The 15,685-nt window shown below is 71.2% G+C and carries 14 protein-coding genes; 7 read left to right on the forward strand and 7 right to left on the reverse strand.

Annotated features, from left to right (window positions below; genetic code table 11):
• Positions 1-16 precede the first annotated feature (16 nt).
• The 5 genes from AB0I98_RS34085 to AB0I98_RS34105 all read right to left on the reverse strand — a co-directional run bounded on the left by AB0I98_RS34085 (position 17) and on the right by AB0I98_RS34105 (position 5,295).
• Positions 17-1,222, reverse strand: coding sequence for a GTP-binding protein (locus AB0I98_RS34085; protein ID WP_362948670.1), 1,206 nt, complete (start codon positions 1,220-1,222; stop codon positions 17-19).
• 2 nt (positions 1,223-1,224) lie between these two features.
• Positions 1,225-2,127: a sulfate adenylyltransferase subunit CysD gene (gene cysD, locus AB0I98_RS34090; RefSeq protein WP_362948672.1), complete on the reverse strand. Its 903-nt coding sequence runs from the start codon at positions 2,125-2,127 to the stop codon at positions 1,225-1,227.
• Positions 2,124-2,675 carry an adenylyl-sulfate kinase gene (gene cysC, locus AB0I98_RS34095; protein ID WP_362948674.1) on the reverse strand — a complete coding sequence of 184 codons (552 nt, stop codon included), beginning with the start codon at positions 2,673-2,675 and terminating at the stop codon, positions 2,124-2,126. The genes cysD and cysC overlap by 4 nt, the downstream gene beginning before the upstream one ends.
• Positions 2,676-2,811: 136 nt before the next feature.
• Complete coding sequence (locus AB0I98_RS34100; RefSeq protein ID WP_362948676.1) at positions 2,812-3,624, reverse strand: PaaX family transcriptional regulator C-terminal domain-containing protein; 813 nt, start codon at positions 3,622-3,624, stop codon at positions 2,812-2,814.
• A gap of 15 nt (positions 3,625-3,639) precedes the next feature.
• A complete protein-coding gene (locus AB0I98_RS34105; protein ID WP_362948678.1) occupies positions 3,640-5,295 on the reverse strand; it encodes an AMP-binding protein in 1,656 nt (551 codons plus the stop codon).
• 113 nt (positions 5,296-5,408) lie between these two features.
• Between AB0I98_RS34105 and AB0I98_RS34110 the strand changes: the two genes are divergently transcribed.
• Positions 5,409-6,608 carry an acyl-CoA dehydrogenase gene (locus AB0I98_RS34110; RefSeq protein WP_362948680.1) on the forward strand — a complete coding sequence of 400 codons (1,200 nt, stop codon included), beginning with the start codon at positions 5,409-5,411 and terminating at the stop codon, positions 6,606-6,608.
• Entirely contained in the window at positions 6,605-7,003 is a 399-nt protein-coding gene (locus AB0I98_RS34115; protein WP_362948682.1) for a RidA family protein, read from the forward strand. The genes AB0I98_RS34110 and AB0I98_RS34115 overlap by 4 nt, the downstream gene beginning before the upstream one ends.
• 7 nt (positions 7,004-7,010) lie before the next feature.
• On the opposite strand, the gene AB0I98_RS34120 is transcribed toward AB0I98_RS34115, so the two are convergent.
• Positions 7,011-7,205 (reverse strand): DUF5999 family protein, encoded by a 195-nt coding sequence (locus AB0I98_RS34120; RefSeq protein WP_362948684.1) that lies wholly within the window; start codon positions 7,203-7,205, stop codon positions 7,011-7,013.
• A gap of 237 nt (positions 7,206-7,442) precedes the next feature.
• Between AB0I98_RS34120 and AB0I98_RS34125 the strand changes: the two genes are divergently transcribed.
• From AB0I98_RS34125 to AB0I98_RS34140, 4 genes are all read left to right on the forward strand, one after another.
• Positions 7,443-7,919: a DUF6299 family protein gene (locus tag AB0I98_RS34125; protein ID WP_362948686.1), complete on the forward strand. Its 477-nt coding sequence runs from the start codon at positions 7,443-7,445 to the stop codon at positions 7,917-7,919.
• Between the two features lie 138 nt (positions 7,920-8,057).
• Positions 8,058-9,578: an ABC transporter substrate-binding protein gene (locus tag AB0I98_RS34130; protein WP_362948687.1), complete on the forward strand. Its 1,521-nt coding sequence runs from the start codon at positions 8,058-8,060 to the stop codon at positions 9,576-9,578.
• Positions 9,579-9,584: 6 nt separating this feature from the next.
• Positions 9,585-11,348 (forward strand): ABC transporter permease subunit, encoded by a 1,764-nt coding sequence (locus AB0I98_RS34135; RefSeq protein WP_362948689.1) that lies wholly within the window; start codon positions 9,585-9,587, stop codon positions 11,346-11,348.
• A 120-nt stretch (positions 11,349-11,468) separates the two neighbouring features.
• Complete coding sequence (locus AB0I98_RS34140) at positions 11,469-12,269, forward strand: VOC family protein (protein WP_362948691.1); 801 nt, start codon at positions 11,469-11,471, stop codon at positions 12,267-12,269.
• On the opposite strand, the gene AB0I98_RS34145 is transcribed toward AB0I98_RS34140, so the two are convergent.
• Complete coding sequence (locus tag AB0I98_RS34145; RefSeq protein WP_362948693.1) at positions 12,262-13,062, reverse strand: TioE family transcriptional regulator; 801 nt, start codon at positions 13,060-13,062, stop codon at positions 12,262-12,264. The two genes, AB0I98_RS34140 and AB0I98_RS34145, sit on opposite strands and share 8 nt — an antisense overlap.
• A 79-nt stretch (positions 13,063-13,141) precedes the next feature.
• Here AB0I98_RS34145 and AB0I98_RS34150 point away from each other — a divergent pair, with 79 nt between their 5' ends.
• Positions 13,142-15,532, forward strand: coding sequence for an excinuclease ABC subunit UvrA (locus AB0I98_RS34150; protein WP_362948695.1), 2,391 nt, complete (start codon positions 13,142-13,144; stop codon positions 15,530-15,532).
• Positions 15,533-15,685: the final 153 nt, after the last annotated feature.

Below are 15,685 nucleotides of genomic sequence, written 5' to 3' on the forward strand. Positions count from 1 at the left end.
CGCTGATGCCGGTTGGCTACAGCTCGACCATCCCCGCGGTCAGCGTCGCGCCGTCCGCCGGGTCGATCAGGATGAACGCGCCGGTCCGCCGCGACACCGCGTAGTCGTCGAGCGCGAGCGGCTCGGCGGTGCGCAGGGTGATGCGGCCCAGGTCGTTGGCGCTCAACTCGCCCGCCCCACCGAGGTCCTTGACGATCGCCTTCACGGTCCGGGTCGTGTGCCGGACCAGGACCCGGTCGCCGACCCGCAGCGGGCGGTCGGCCAGATGGCACACGGCCGCCCGGACGTCCTTCGTGAGCGCCGGGACATCGACCCCGGCGGTGATCATGACGCCACGCGAGACGTCCCGCTGCTCGGCCAGGCGGATGCTGATCGACTGCGGCGCCCGGGCCGTGTCGTGAGCGACTCCGAGGACGTCGATGCCGGTGATCTCCGAGATCTCGCCGGAAGGGTGGACCGTGACCCGGTCGCCGACCCGCAGCGAGCCCGACACCAACTGCCCGGCGTAGTGGCGGACTTCGCCGTCCCGGATGACGTACTGGACGGGAAAGCGGGCCGGGGCGTCGGCGGCGTCGGTGCCGACGGGCACGTGCTCCAGGAACTCCAGCAGCGCCGGACCCCGGTACCAGTCCATGTGCGCCGAGCGGTCCACCACGTTGTCGCCGACGAGCGCCGAGACCGGGATCGGCGTGAAGCCGGGCAGGCCCAGCTCGGCGGCGTGGCCCGCGAAGTCCTCGACGATGCGCTCGAACTCCTTTTCCTCGTACCCGACGAGGTCCATCTTGTTGACGGCGAGGACCACATGCGGAACCCGCAGCAGCGCGGCCAGCGCCGCGTGCCGGCGGGTCTGCTCGACGACGCCGTTGCGGGCGTCGATCAGGATGACCGTCAGCTCGGCGGTGGAGGCGCCGGTGACCATGTTGCGGGTGTACTGCACATGGCCGGGGGTGTCGGCGAGGATGAAGCGGCGCTTGGGGGTGGCGAAGTAGCGGTAGGCCACGTCGATGGTGATGCCCTGCTCGCGCTCGGCGCGCAGGCCGTCCGTGAGCAGCGCCAGGTCCGGGGCGTCCTGGCCGCGGTTGCGGGAGGCGTGCTCGACGGCCTCCAGCTGGTCCGTGAGGATCGACTTGGAGTCGTGCAGCAGGCGTCCGACGAGCGTGGACTTGCCGTCGTCGACCGAGCCCGCCGTCGCGAAACGCAGGGTGTCGATGGTGGTGCTCATGCTTAGAAGTACCCCTCGCGCTTACGGTCTTCCATCGCGGCCTCGGAGAGCTTGTCGTCGGCGCGGGTGGCGCCGCGCTCGGTGAGCCGGGACGCGGCGATCTCGGCGATGACCTTCTCGATGGTGTCGGCGTCGGAGTCGACGGCGCCGGTGCAGGACATGTCGCCCACGGTGCGGTACCGGACCCGCCGCTTCTCCACCGTCTCTGTCGCCTTCGGCCCGCCCCACTCGCTGGCGGTCAGCCACATGCCGCCCCGCTGGAACACCTCCCGCTCGTGCGCGAAGTAGATCTCGGGCAGTTCGATGCCTTCGCGGGCGATGTACTGCCACACGTCCAGCTCGGTCCAGTTGGACAGCGGGAACACGCGCACGTGTTCGCCGGGTGCGTGGCGGCCGTTGTAGAGGTTCCACAGCTCGGGGCGCTGGCGGCGCGGGTCCCACTGCGAGAACTCGTCCCGCAGCGAGAACACCCGCTCCTTGGCGCGGGCCTTCTCCTCGTCCCGCCGCCCGCCGCCGAAGACGGCGTCGAACTTCTCCGCCTGGATCTTCTCGGTCAGCGGCAGCGTCTGCAGCGGATTCCGCGTCCCGTCGGGACGTTCGCGCAGCACACCCCGGTCGATGTAGTCCTGCACGGAGGCCACATGGAGGCGCAGCCCATGTGCGGCCACCACACGGTCGCGGTAGTCGAGGACCTCGGGGAAGTTGTGCCCGGTGTCCACGTGCAGCAGCGAGAAGGGGATCGCCGCGGGGGCGAACGCCTTCAGCGCCAGATGCAGCATGACGATGGAGTCCTTGCCGCCGGAGAAGAGGATCACCGGCCGCTCGAACTCGCCCGCCACCTCACGGAGGATGTGCACGCCCTCGGACTCCAGGGCGTCGAGGTGAGAGAGGCTGAACCCGGTCACACCAGCCCCCGCTCCGCCAGCACCGCGTACACCGCGTCCGCGGATTCCTGGGGCGTCTGGTCCTGCGTCGGCAGCACCAGCGCCGCGTCCGTGGGCGGCTCGTACGGGTCGTCGACGCCGGTCAGCCCGGTCAGCCGGCCAACGGCCTGCCTGGCGTACAGGCCCTTCACGTCCCGCTCGCTGCACACCTCGACCGGGGTGGCGACATGCACCTCGATGTACGGGGTGTCGCTCGCCTCGTGCCGCTTGCGCACCGCCTCGCGGCTGTCGGCGTACGGCGCGATCACCGGGACGACCGAGAGCACGCCGTTGCGGGCGAGGACCTCGGAGACCAGGCCGATGCGTTGCACGTTCGTGTTGCGGTCCTCGCGGGAGAAGCCCAGGCCGGCGGAGAGGAAACGCCTTATCTCGTCGCCGTCGAGGACTTCCACGCGATGTCCCTCGGCCTTCAGTCGCTCACCGAGATGCCGGGCGATCGTCGTCTTGCCCGCACTCGGCAGCCCGGTGAGCCAGACGGTGGCTCCCTGAGCCCTTGCCGTGGTGGTCATGCGTCAGAATCCTCTTTCCTTACCCGGCGTGCTGAGTGGACGCTAGGTAAGAACTTTGAGAAGAGCGATAGAAGAACCTAAGGGTTCCATTAGTGACGCATGATGTGGGTGGGATCACACAATTCCGTGGGTGAGGTCACACGCCCGCGAAGCCGGCTCCCGCGTCCCGCAGCCGCTCGTGGAGGCCTCGGAACACCGCCGCGGAGCGGGCGCCCGGCCAGTCGGCGGGGAGCAGATGCGCGGGCAGTCCCGGGTCGGCGTAAGGGAGATGGCGCCAGGAGTCCAGGGCGAGCAGATAGTCGCGGTAGGCCTCCTCGGGCGGGGTGTCCGCCCGTTGCTCCCAGTCGTGCAGCACGCGCGCGTGGCGGTCGAGGAACGCCTCGTGCTGCTTGGCGATCGCGGCCAGGTCCCACCAGCGGGCGACGGCCTCCGCGGTCGGCGCGTAGCCGAGGTGGTCGCCGCGGAAGAAGTCGACGTACGGGTCGAGCCGCAGCCGCTGGAGGGTGTGCCGGGCCTCCTCGTACAGCCGGGCCGGCGCGATCCACACCCCCGGGGCCGCGGTGCCGAAGCCGAGACCGGCCAGCCGTGAGCGCAGCACATGCCGCTTCTGCCGCTCCGACTCCGGCACCGAGAACACGGCGAGCACCCAGCCGGTGTCCTCGGGTGCCGTGGTGGCGTAGATGCGCCGGTCGCCGTCGTCGAGCAACTGGCGGGCGTCCGGCGACAGTTCGTACCCGGCCGCGCCCTGCGCCGTACGGGCCGGTACCAGCAGCCCGCGCCGTTTGAGACGTGACACCGACGAGCGTACGGAGGGCGCGTCCACGCCCACCGCGGCGAGCAGCCGGATCAGCTCGGCGACGGGCACCGGGCCGGGCATATGGCGGCCGTACGCGCCGTAGAGCGTGACGATCAGGGACCGTGGAGCATGCTGGTCGGACACGTTGATCATCTTAGGTCGTCGATATCACCGCTGGTCACCTTCGGTGCGCCGCCCCAAGTCGCGGTCGCCCTCGGCGCGCAGCCTGAAGCGCTGGAGTTTGCCGGTCGCGGTGCGCGGCAGCGCGTCCAGGAAGACGACCTCGCGTGGGCACTTGTAGGGCGCGAGTTCCGCCTTCACGAAGTCGCGGAGCGCCTCGGGGTCCCGTCGCGCGCCCTCCCTGAGCACGGCGTACGCCACCACGACCTGTCCGCGCGCCTCGTCGGACCGCCCCACGACGGCCGCCTCCAGCACATCCGGGTGACGCAGCAGCGCGTCCTCCACCTCGGGTCCCGCGATGTTGTACCCGGCCGAGATGATCATGTCGTCCGCGCGGGCCACATAGCGGAAGTAGCCGTCAACCTCGCGCACGTAGGTGTCACCCGTGATGTTCCAGCCGCCGCGCACGTACTCCCGCTGCCGCGGGTCGGCGAGATACCGGCAGCCGACCGGCCCGCGCACCGCGAGCAGTCCCGGCTCGCCGTCGGGCAGCTCCGCACCGTTCTCGTCGACCACGCGCGCGTGCCACCCCGGTACGGGAACTCCCGTCGTCCCCGGCCGGATGTGCTCGTCGGCCGCCGAGATGAAGATGTGCAGCAGCTCGGTGGCGCCGATGCCGTTGATGATGCGCAGCCCGGTGCGCTCGTGCCAGGCCCGCCAGGTGGCGGCGGGCAGGTTCTCGCCGGCGGAGACACAGCGGCGCAGCGAGGAGATGTCGTACGCGTCGAGCTCGTCGAGCATCACGCGGTACGCCGTCGGCGCGGTGAACAGCACCGAGACCCGGTGCTCGGCGATCGCGGGCAACAGCTGCTTGGGGCCAGCCTGTTCGAGCAGCAGCGCGCTCGCGCCGGCCCGCATCGGGAAGATCACCAGACCGCCGAGCCCGAAGGTGAAGCCGAGCGGGGGACTGCCGGCGAAGACATCGCCCACATGTGGGCGCAGCACATGCTTGGAGAAGGTGTCCGCTATCGCGAGCACATCCCGGTGGAAGTGCATGCACCCCTTGGGGCGGCCGGTGGTGCCGGAGGTGAAGGCGATCAGCGCCACGTCGTCGGCGGCGGTGTCCACGGCCGTGTACGGCGTGTCGGGCGCCGTGCGGTGCAGCAGGTCGTCCGGGGCGTCGCCGCCGTACGTCGTGATGCGCAGCCCCGGTATCTCGGCCTTGGCGAGGTCGTCCACGGCCCGGATGTCGCACAGCGCGTGCCGCACCTCGGCGATCTCGCACATGGTCCTCAGCTCGTGCGGACGCTGCTGGGCCAGCACGGTCACCGCGACCGCGCCCGCCTTCAGCACCGCCAGCCAGCAGGCGGCCAGCCAGGGAGTGGTGGGGCCGCGCAACAGGACGCGGTTGCCGGGTACGACGCCCAGGTCACCGGTGAGCAGATGCGCGAGCCGGTCGACGCGGGCGCGCAGTGTGCCGTACGACCATGTGTCGCCGTTCGGCGTGTGGAACACCGGCCGGTCGTCGTCCGGCCCGGCGAGCAGTTCGGCGGCGCAGTTCAGCCGATCGGGGTAACGCAGCTCCGGCAGATCGAAGCGCAGCTCGGGCCACTGGTCGGGCGGTGGCAGATGCTCGCGCGCGAAGGAGTCGACGTGGGCCGAGGTCGTCGGCCGCGCGGTGACGCCGGCGTCCGGGTTGTCCATGGCGGTTCGCCCCCTTGTCGTGGTGGGCTCGCGCAACGAGCGTATCGTGTTGGTGACGGCAGTCAACGGTGCGCGATACCGTCGGGGGAGACGAACGGGAGAGGGGACCGGCGATGTCCGCATTCTCACTCGAACCGCGACAGATCGCCTGGTGTGCCGAGCTGCGCACGCTGGCCGCCGAACGGCTGCGGCCGCTCGCGGAGAAGGGCGAGCCGGGCCGGGTCAACCGTGCGCTCGTGGCGGAGCTGGGCCGACTGGGGCTGCTGGAGCGGCTGTTCACCTCCGGTGCGGTCGATCTCTGCCTGATGCGCGAGTCCCTCGCGTACGCCTGCACCGAGGCCGAGACCGCCCTCGCCCTCCAGGGCCTCGGCGCCCACCCCGTCCACGCCTACGGCACCCCGGCCCAGCGCGCCCACTGGCTGCCCCGGGTGAGCGAGGGCACGGCGGTCGCCGCCTTCGCGCTGAGCGAGCCGGGGGCGGGGTCGGACGCGGGGGCACTGGCGCTACGGGCGGAAGCGGACCCGGAGGCCGCCCGACCGGACGGCTCGCCCGCCCCCGCCCTCGACGCCTCACCCCTCGCCGCCCCCGACGGCCCCTCCCGCTGGCGGCTCACCGGTGAGAAGTGCTGGATCTCCAACGCCCCCGAGGCCGACTGCTACACCGTCTTCGCGCGCACCACCCCCGGCACCGGCGCCCGAGGTGTCACCGCCTTCCTCGTGCCCGCCGACCGTCCCGGCCTCACCGGCGCCGCGCTGGAGATGCTGTCCCCGCACCCCATCGGCAGCCTGGTCTTCGACGCCGTGCCAGTCACCGCGGACGACGTGCTCGGCGAGGTGGACCGCGGCTTCCGCGTGGCCATGGGCACCCTGAACCTCTTCCGGCCCAGCGTCGGCGCCTTCGCGGTCGGCATGGCGCAGGCCGCCCTGGACGCCACCCTCGCCCACACCGCCGGACGGGAGGCCTTCGGCGGCAAGTTGAGGGATCTGCAGACCGTCGCCCACCAGGTCGCGGAGATGGCGCTGCGCACGGAGGCGGCCCGTCTGATGGTGTACGCGGCGGCGACGGCGTACGACGAAGGCGCCCCGGACGTCCCGAAGCACGCGGCGATGGCGAAGCTGCTGGCCACCGAGACCGCGCAGTATGTCGTCGACGCGGCCGTCCAGTTGCACGGAGCCCGCGCCCTGCGCCGTGGTCACCTGCTCGAACACCTCTATCGGGAGGTGCGCGCGCCACGTATCTACGAGGGGGCGAGCGAGGTCCAACGGGGCATCATCGCCAAGGAGTTGTACGCGTCGATCGGAGAGGCCCCGTGACCGCCGAGCGAGTCAATCCGCCCGAGCTCTCCCCGCCCACCGGCTTCTCGCACGCGGTCGTCGCCACCGGCTCCCGCCTCGTCTTCCTGGCCGGCCAGACCGCCCTCGACGCCGATGGCAAGGTCACCGGCTCCACCCTCCCGGTCCAGTTCGAGCAGGCCCTCACCAACCTGCTCACCGCCCTGCACGCCGCGGGCGGCACCCCGGCCGACCTGGCCCGCGTCACCGTCTACGCCACGGATGTCGCCGAGTACCGCGCTCACGCCGCCGAACTGGGCGGCATCTGGCGCCGGTTGGCCGGGCGGGACTATCCGGCGATGGCGGTCGTGGAGGTCGTACGCCTGTGGGACGTACAGGCGCTGATCGAGCTCGACGGGTTCGCCGTACTGCCGTAGAAGTCCGTCAGGCGGCGACGGCCAGGCGCTCCGCCGGCACCCGGTGGGGGGCCACGACGCGGCCGTCGGGGAGCAGTTCACCGGTGTCGTCGAAGACGATCGCGCCGTCGCACAGCAGGTTCCAGCCCTGCTCCGGGTGGGCGGCGACGATGTGCGGGGCGTTGCTGTCGGCCGAGGGGCACGAACGCTGGTGAGAACACATGGTGTACCTCCACATCAGTCGGGCCGCCCTTGGACGATCCCTATGGACAGACCATGCTCCGGCCGTGAAGTGAGCGGAACAGCCCGCCGCCAAGCGTGACAACACGCGGACAACACCCGGACGGTTCCACGACGGTCGGCGCGGACTCGCCACCGAAGGGGTGAGGTGACGCCCGAGGGCGTACCGGTGCAATTAGATGTGGAAACCCGCATTCCGTTTCATTCGGGAGTTCCTGCCATGCCCGTACGTCCTGTTCCCGCCGTCCTCGCCTCAGCCGGCGCCGCGCTGCTCCTGCTGGCCGCCGCTCCGTCCGCCTACGCCGCCCCGCTCGCGCCCGCCGACACCAAGGAAATGGTGACGGTCGACAAGGCCGCGCGGATCGCCGCCGACGGGACCGTCAAGATCTCCGGCACCTATCGGTGCCGCAACAACGTCGGCCCGGTCTTCGTCAGCTCCAACGTCGGCCAGGGCGCCGGCTCCTCCGACAGCCTCGGATCCGTGACGGTCCGCTACGCCATCGGCGGCACCCGCGCCGTGTGCGACGGCGCCAAGCACCGCTGGGAGAACACCGGCAAGCCCGCGCCGCGCTCGCTCAAGGCCGGCAAGGCCAAGGTCGAGGTCGCGCTGATGGAGCTGCGCCCCTGGGGCGGACTGCCTCTGATGCCGCACTTCCATGCCCAGGTGCAGCAGGACGTCACCCTCGCCAAGGGCTGACGCGCCAGGGCGACCTCACGCTGTCGCGCCTCCTCCCCTCCGGGGGGAGGCGCGACTGTGTTTCGGAAAGATCTCAGTAGTTGAGAATTCATCAACCTGAGTGAATGTTGGTAAGCCTTGCCTTATATATTGATCGACATGCGCACCACCGCCTCCCGCGGCCTCATCGCGGCACTCGCTCTCACTCCGTTGCTGGCCGGCTGTTTCGCCGCGACCGAGGGAGGTTCGGACGCCAAGGGCGCATCGGACGCCCGGCTGCGGGTCGCCCTCGCCGTGCCGCCGGTGCAGTCGCTGTCGCCGTACAGCAATGACGCCACCGTGCTGAGCAAGCTCTCCGTGGCCGAAGGCCTCACCGCGCTGGGCAAGGACGGCACCGCCGCGCCCGCGCTCGCCAAGTCCTGGAAGCAGGTCAACGACACCACCTGGACCTTCGAACTGCGCAAGGCCACCTTCCAGGACGGCACCGACGTCACCGCCGCATCGGTCGTCAGCGCGCTCGACCACGCCAACGAGGCCGAGACCAAGCCCCGGGTCCTCAGCGATGTGACCCTGACCGCGAAGGCCCAGGACGCCGACACGGTCACCCTCACCACCAAGACCGCCGACCCCGTGCTCCCGCTGCGGCTCGCCAGCCCCGCGCTGGGCATCCTCTCGGCCAAGGCGTACGCGAAGGACGGCACCGCCAGCCCGGTCGGCACCGGCACCGGCCCCTTCAAGATCACCAAGCTGACCGGCAAGACCAAGGCCACACTCGACCGCTACGACGGCTACTGGGGCGGCAAGGCCAAGGCGTCCGGCATCGACGTGAGCTGGATCGCCGACGGCACCGCCCGCGCCAACGCCCTGCGCGGCGGCGACGTCGACATCGCCGAGTGGATTCCCACCTCCCAGGCGAAGCTCCTCGACGAGAACACCCGCCACGAGGTGCCCTCCGTACGGACCGACAGCCTGATCCTCAACACCGGCAGCGGCCTGTTCACCGACGCGACCCTGCGTGCCGCCGCCCGCGAGGCCGTGGACGGCGGCGCCCTCGTCGACTCGGTCTTCAGCGGCTACGCCAACCCCGCCGAGGGCCTGTTCGGGCCCGCCGTCTCCTGGGCGGCCGACGACCGGGTGGCGGTGACCGGCCGGGCCAAGGCCGCGACCACCGCCCAGGTCAAGTCGAAGGCCAAGGGCAAGACCGTGCGCCTGGCCGCCATCACCAACCGCGCCGAACTGCCCGAGGCCGCGACCGTCCTCCAGCAGCAGCTGGAGAAGGCCGGGTTCACGGTCAAGCAGGACGTACGCGAGTACACGCAGATGGAGGCCGACCTCCTCGGGGGCAAGTACGACGCGCTCGTCTTCTCCCGGGTGACCCTGCTCGACACCGGTGACGCGGTCGCCTACCTCGCGAGCGACTACATGAGTGACGGTGTCTACAACATCGCCCGGCTGAAGGACTCCAAGGTCGATCAGGCCGTCAAGGCCGCGGCCGAGGAAGCCGACACGGACCGGCGGCGGCAGAAGATCATGCGGGCCGAGGCGGAGATCCTGCGCACCGACGCCGTCGTGCCGCTCGTCCACGAGAAGGTCGTCCAGGGCATCGCCGCCGATGTCGACGGCGTGCTGCTCGACCCCTACGAGCGCTCGCTGGTCGACATCGACACGCGACTGAAGTAGCAGCGGGTGAGCGTCACTTCGGTCCGTGCCGGGGCCGGCCGGGCCGTCGCCGGGACGGCGCTGCTGGCGGCGGTCTCGCTGCTGCCCTGGCTGTCCGGGACCGACCCCGCGCTGACCGTCCTGCGGGCCCGCTCCGCCGACCAGGATCCGACCCCGGCGCAGCTGACCGCCGTACGCGAGCAACTCGGCCTGGACGAGGGGCCGCTCGCGCATCTTGTGCGCTGGCTGGGCGGGCTGCCGCGCGGGGACGCCGGCGTCTCCTGGGTCTCGGGCGAACCGGTGCTGCCCGAGGTGTCGGCCGCGTTCGGGGTGTCCGTGACGCTGATGCTGGGCGCGTTCGTGGTCACCGTGGCGGTCGCCGGGCTGGTGTGCGCCCGCACTCTGTATCTCGGGTCGCGGCGACGGCTGCGGCAGGGGAGGGCGGGTACCGGGGCCGCCGTTCTCGCAGCGCTGCCCAAGTTCCTGCTGGCCTCGCTGCTCGCCACGGTGTGCGGGGTGTGGCTGGGCTGGTTCCCTTCCAGCGGCTGGGAGGGGCCCGCGTCGATGGTGCTGCCCGCCCTCGCGCTCGGCGTGCCGTCCGGGGCGATGATCGGCGGGATGGTCGCCCCGGCGCTGCCCGCCGCCTTCCACGAACCCTGGGCGCGGACCTGGCACGCCTCCGGGTTCCCGCCCGGTCTCATCGCCCGCAACGCGCTGCGCCGCACGCTGTCCGGAGTGCTCCCGCAACTGCTGCCGACGGTCGTCGCCCTGGTCGGCGGTGCGGTCGCGGTCGAGAAGATCTTCAACATCCCGGGCCTCGGGCGGCTCGCCCTGGACGCCGCCATGGCCCAGGACCTGCCGCCGCTGCAGACCGCGACGCTGGCCCTCGTCCTGCTCGGCGTCGCCGCAGGACTGCTCATCCAGGCCCTGCGCCGCGCCCTCCTCGGCCCCGCCCTGCGCGACGGCGCCCTGCCCGCACTGCACCCACCGGCCCTCGCGCGCCCACGCTCCCTCCGCCTGCTCACCGGACTGTGCGCCCTCGCCCTGCTCGCCCTGGTGGTGGCGGGCCTGCTGCGTGATCCGCTGCAGGTGGACACGGCGGCCCGGCTGCTGCCGCCCTCGGCCGCGCACCCCCTGGGCACCGACTCCCTCGGCCGCGACCTGCTGGCCCGGCTGGGCCACGGGGCGCTGCGCACGGCGGGCATCGCCCTCGCGGTCACGGCCGTCAGCATCGTCGTCGGGCTGCTGCTCGGTATGGCGGCAGGGGTCAGCGCGGGCCTGACCGAAGTGATGTCGACGCTGCCCGCCGTCCTCGCCGGACTGCTGACGACGGCGGTGACCGGACCGTCCGTATGGGGTGCGGCACTTGCGGTATGCCTGGTCGGCTGGACGCCGTACGCCGCCCAGACCGCCGCGCTGGCCGAGGAGGAACGCGCGAGCGGCCACTGGCTCGCCTCCGTCTCGCTCGGCGCCGCCCCCCGATATCTGCTGCGCCGTCATCTGCTGCCCGCGGTACTGCCCGCCGTCCTGCGCAACGCCCTGCTACGGCTCCCCACCACCGTCCTCGTGCTCGCCTCCCTCGGCTTCCTCGGCCTGGGCGAACAGCCGCCGACCCCGGAGTGGGGCCGCCTGCTGTCCGAGAACCAGCCCTACGCCGAACTGGCCCCCTGGACCGTCCTCGCCCCCGCTGGCGCGCTCGTCCTGCTCGCCGTACTCGCCGTGTCCGCCACGGAGTCGGGAGGGACGACCGGGGTCAGACTCCGTCGCACAGCGTCTGCCGACTCGCCCTGAGCCCTTTGGGCGGACCCTTGGGTGGACCTTTAGGCGGACCTTTGGTGGATCGGCCGAGGGGCGAGTGTCAGTGGTGGATGTCACGCTGGGGTCACACAGGTTCTGCGAAAGGGAATCACCGTGATCACCACAGATTTCGTCCCCGGCTCACCCTGTTGGCTCGACCTCGGTGCCCCCGATGTCCCGGCCGCCGCGGCCTTCTACGGCGCCGTGCTCGGCTGGGACTACGAGTCCATGGGGGAAGGCGAGGACATGGAAGGCGGGATGTTCCGGAGGGACGGCAAGATCGTCGCCGGACTCGGCAAGCTCACCGAGGAGGGCGCGCGCTCGGCCTGGATGATCTACTACTGCGTCGCCGACGCGGACGCCACCACCGAGGCCGTGCAGAGCGCGGGCGGCGCTGTGCGGGTCGCGCCCATGGACCTCGACGAGTGGGGCCGCATGGCGCAGTACAGCGATCCGCTGGGCGGCCAGTTCGCCGTCTGGCAGCCGGGCACGAACAAGGGCGTCGAGCTGGTCGACGAGCCGGGCTCGCTGTCCTGGACCGAGCTGTACACGAGCGACGCTGGCGCGGCGAAGGAGTTCTACGGCGGTGTCTTCGGCTGGCAGTTCAGTGACATGGAGCTGCCGGGCGGCGGGGGCACGTACTCCCTCATCACCCCCGCGGGGCAGCCCGAGGAGCGGATGCACGGCGGCCTCATGGAACTCCCCAAGGAGAGCCTGGCCCTGGCGGACGGACGGCCGTACTGGCACCCGGTGTTCGCCGTCGCCGACTGCGACGCCGCGGTCGCCAAGGTCACTGAGAACGGCGGCAGCGTGCAGATGGGGCCGGAGGACGCGGAGGGGGTTGGCCGGCTGGCGGTCTGCGTCGACCCGGCGAACGCGGACTTCGTGGTCCTGACCCCTACCAGCCCTAGCTGAAGCGCTCCGCTGGAAGCGCGGTGTTGGGCCGTCTTTCGTCTGCGGCGCCGTCGTGGCTGGTCGCGCAGTTCCCCGCGCCCCTTTGGCGCGCTTCCACGTACTGAGCGAGTCGGGCCGCTGCGTCCAGCATCGCGAGTCCCCGGGCGGTGAGTCTGCGTCGCCAGTCGTCGAGGGCCGCGGACAGGGCCTGGGTGCCGCCGGCGGTGCGGATTTGCTGGACCACGGTGGAGATGTGGTCGAGTGGATAGCCGCCTCGCCGGAGGAGGTGGGCGAGTTCGGCGTCGCGGATGTCGGCGGGGCCGTAGGTGCGGTGTCCGGTGACCGGCTCGCGGTCGGGGGCGAGGATGCCCGCGACTTCCCAGTTGCGGAGGGTCGCGGCGGTGACGCCCAGGCGGTGCGCCAGCTCGCCGACGCTGAGGGGCTCGGTGGCTGCGGGGGTGTGCGGGCCGGTGTCCGGGCGGCCCGTGGTCAGGTGCTCTACGGCTTGGGCGACCGCGTCCAGGGTTTCCCGGTCGCGCAGCAGTTGGGCGTGACTGCGGTCCACGGCCGTCAGCGCGGCGTCGAGTTCGCCCGCGTTGAGCGACCTCATGATCTGCCCGCTCACGGCGTAACCGTGCGCCGGGACGAGTGCGAGGTAGGCGCGGAGGGCGGCCGCATGGGTCTCGGTGTAGGTCCGGTAGCCGGACGGGGTGCGCTCGGCGAGCGGGATGCAGCCGTCGCGCTCGTAGTTGCGGACCGCCTGGGTCGAGATGCCGTGCTCGCGGGCGAGGTCGACGGGGCGCAGACGATCCACGGTTGAGACTTTAGCGCACGTGTCCTGGAGGTCTTCGGGGAAAGTCTCAACGGGCGTTGCAGATATACGATTAAGGGGCATGACCAGGGAAGTTCAGGAACTCAGCAGCACGTCATCGCACATCGCCGACAGCCACGACCTGATCCGCGTGCACGGAGCGCGCGAGAACAACCTCAAGAACGTCGACATCGAGATCCCCAAGCGGCGGCTGACGGTGTTCACCGGTGTCTCCGGCTCGGGCAAGAGCTCGCTGGTGTTCGACACGATCGCCGCGGAGTCACAGCGGCTGATCAACGAGACGTACAGCGCTTTCGTACAGGGCTTCATGCCCACACTGGGCCGGCCCGACGTCGACGTACTCGACGGGCTGACGACCGCGATCATCGTCGACCAGCGGCCGATGGGCGCGCACCTGCGCTCCACGGTCGGCACCGCCACCGACGCGGGCGCGTTGCTGCGCATCCTGTTCAGCCGGCTCGCCCAGCCGTACATCGGCTCGCAGCAGGCGTTCTCCTTCAACATCGCCTCGGCCGAGGCGACGGGCGCGCTGGTGGTGAACGGGAAACGGATCGAGAAGGCCATCAGCGTGGTCGGCGGGATGTGTCCGAGCTGCGAAGGCACAGGAACCGTTTCCGACATCGATCCCACCCGGCTCTACGACGACTCCCGGTCGCTCGCCGACGGAGCGATCACCGTTCCGGGGTGGAAGGCGGACAGCTGGGTGGTGCAGTCGTTCACCGAATCCGGTTTCCTCGACCCGCACAAGCCGATCCGCGACTACACCGGCGAAGAACTGCACGACTTCCTGCACCGCGACCCGGTCAAGGTCAAGGTGAAGGGGCTCAACACCACATACGAGGGCCTGATCGCGCGGGTCAGGAAGGCCTTCCTGACCAAGGACAGGGAGACACTGCAGCCGCACGTCCGTGCTTTCGTGGACCGGGCGGTCACGTTCTCCGTCTGTTCCGCGTGCCACGGCACCCGGCTCAGCGAAACCACCCGCTCCGCGAAGATCGACGGGATCAGCATCGCCGACGCCTGTGCGATGCAGATCAGCGACCTGGCCGCATGGGTCCGCGGCCTCGACGAGCCGTCGGTGGCGACGCTGCTCAACGCGCTCGGCGAGACCCTCGACTCGTTCGTCGCGATCGGGCTCGGCTATCTCTCGCTGGACCGGGCATCGGGCACGCTCTCGGGTGGCGAGGCCCAGCGCACCAAGATGATCCGCCATCTCGGCTCCGCGCTCACCGACGTCACCTACGTCTTCGACGAGCCCACCGTCGGCCTGCATCCGCACGACATCCAGCGCATGAACGAACTGCTGCTCCAACTGCGCGACAAGGGCAACACCGTGCTGGTCGTCGAGCACAAGCCGGAGGTGATCGCGATCGCCGACCACGTCGTCGACCTCGGTCCGATGGCCGGTGCGGCCGGCGGCGAGGTGGTCTTCGAGGGCACGGTGGAAGGGCTGCGGGCCGGCGGCACGCTCACCGGACGGCACCTGGACGACCGGGCCTCGGTGAAGCCGTCGGTGCGCAGGCCGTCCGGCGTCCTTGAGGTGCGCGGCGCCACGGCCCACAACCTGCGCGACGTCGACGTGGACATCCCGCTCGGCGTGCTCACCGTGGTCACCGGGGTCGCCGGTTCCGGCAAGAGTTCGCTGATCCAGGGCTCGGTGGCCGGGCGGGACGGCGTGGTGACGGTGGACCAGGGGGCGATCAGGGGTTCGCGGCGCAGCAATCCGGCGACGTACACCGGACTGCTGGACCCGATCCGCAAGGCGTTCGCGAAGGCCAACGGCGTGAAGCCCGCGCTGTTCAGCCCCAACTCCGAGGGCGCCTGCCCCCATTGCAAGGGCGCCGGCGTGATCTACACCGACCTGGCGATCATGGCCGGCATCGCCACGACCTGCGAGGAGTGCGAGGGGAAGCGGTTCCAGGCGTCGGTGCTCGAGTACCGGCTCGGCGGCCGGGACATCAGCGAGGTGCTGGCGATGCCGGTGACCGAGGCCGAGCAGTTCTTCGGCGCCGGCGAGGCACGGACCCCGGCCGCGCAGACCGTCCTCCACCGGCTCGCGGACGTCGGGCTCGGCTACCTCACCCTCGGCCAGCCGCTCACCACCCTGTCCGGCGGCGAGCGGCAACGCCTCAAGCTGGCCGCCCACATGGCCGGGACGGGCAACGTCTACATCCTCGACGAGCCGACCAGCGGCCTCCACCTCGCCGACGTCGAGCAGCTGCTCGGCCTGCTCGACCGGCTCGTCGACTCCGGCAAGTCCGTCATCGTCGTAGAACACCACCAGGCCGTCATGGCACACGCCGACTGGATCATCGACCTCGGCCCCGGGGCCGGGCACGACGGCGGCCGGATCGTCTTCGAGGGCACGCCTGCTGACCTCGTCGCCGCGCGGTCCACGCTTACCGGCGAGCACCTGGCGGACTACGTCGGCAGCTGCGCGCTCCGCGGGTAGTGCCGAGATGTGTTCTCTTTCGTCTGCGGCGCCGTCGTGGCTGGTCGCGCCCACGCGGCGGAGCCGCATATAGATACAGCCCCGCGCCCCTTCGGGGCGCTGCCGAACCGTAGGCGTGAGAAGACCCCACTGGCGCCGGGCCGGTGGGGGCTT

It is taken from the genome of Streptomyces sp. NPDC050211 (assembly GCF_040656035.1).
In the GTDB taxonomy this organism is placed as follows: Bacteria; Actinomycetota; Actinomycetes; order Streptomycetales; family Streptomycetaceae; genus Streptomyces.